The sequence below is a fragment of the Candidatus Hakubella thermalkaliphila genome (genome assembly GCF_013281975.1).
GTDB lineage: Bacteria > Actinomycetota > Humimicrobiia > Hakubellales > Hakubellaceae > Hakubella > Hakubella thermalkaliphila.
This window is the reverse complement of sequence record NZ_BLRZ01000093.1, coordinates 6,860-7,574: the sequence shown is the minus strand read 5'-3', so window position 1 is coordinate 7,574 and position 715 is coordinate 6,860. Positions and strand designations below refer to the sequence as shown.

Genomic DNA, 715 nt, shown 5'->3' with positions numbered 1-715 from the left:
AGCTGGCCTTCTGCATCATTGCCAAACCTTTCTTTTCGTTCCGTACACCCTCGGTTTGGTCACCTGATCTATCAGGGGTGTAAAAGCATTGCAGTTGGAATAGGCGGGGATGGTATAATAAAAGGTGTGCGTATCATAAGTCACGCCGAAACGCCGGGCCTCGGCTCAAGAATAACAGATGAGGAATTTTTGAGACAGTTCGAGGGAAAGCGTCTGGAGGAACTGAGGTTGGCCAAAGAAGGTGGGACCATAGAGGCTATCACCGGTGCTACTATAAGTACCCAGGCGGTCACCACTGCTGTTGGTGATAAAGCTAAGGAACTGATGGAGTTATTGACGGAGGGGATGCCATAATGAGGCTCCAGGAATTTACGAAAGGCATAGTAAAAAACAATGCGGTGTTCTTTTTGGTTTTAGGCCTCTGCCCCACTCTGGCTGTCACCACCATGGTTGAGAATGCCCTGATGATGAGTCTTGCCTTCGCTTTTACCATGATCTCCTCCAACCTGATTATTTCCGCTGTCAAGAAGTTTATTCCGTCGGAGGTGAGGCTCCCGAGCTATATCGTTATCATCGCTACCATGGTGACGGTGGTAGACTTACTCATGGCTGGTTATTCCCCCGCCCTTTACCAGCGTCTGGGGATATTTGTCCGCACCCATCGTGGTAAATTGAATAATTCTGGCCAGGGCAGAGGCTTTTGCCTCGAACAGAT

The 715-nt window shown here is 49.2% G+C and carries 2 protein-coding genes; both read left to right on the top strand.

Annotated features, from left to right (window positions below):
• Positions 1-354 (top strand): FMN-binding protein (locus HW443_RS08430; protein ID WP_219857234.1); only part of this gene is annotated, 354 nt, incomplete at its 5' end.
• Positions 354-715, top strand: a 362-nt coding sequence (locus tag HW443_RS08425) for an Rnf-Nqr domain containing protein (protein ID WP_275942763.1), incomplete at its 3' end; no start/stop codon positions are given. The genes HW443_RS08430 and HW443_RS08425, both read left to right, overlap by 1 nt.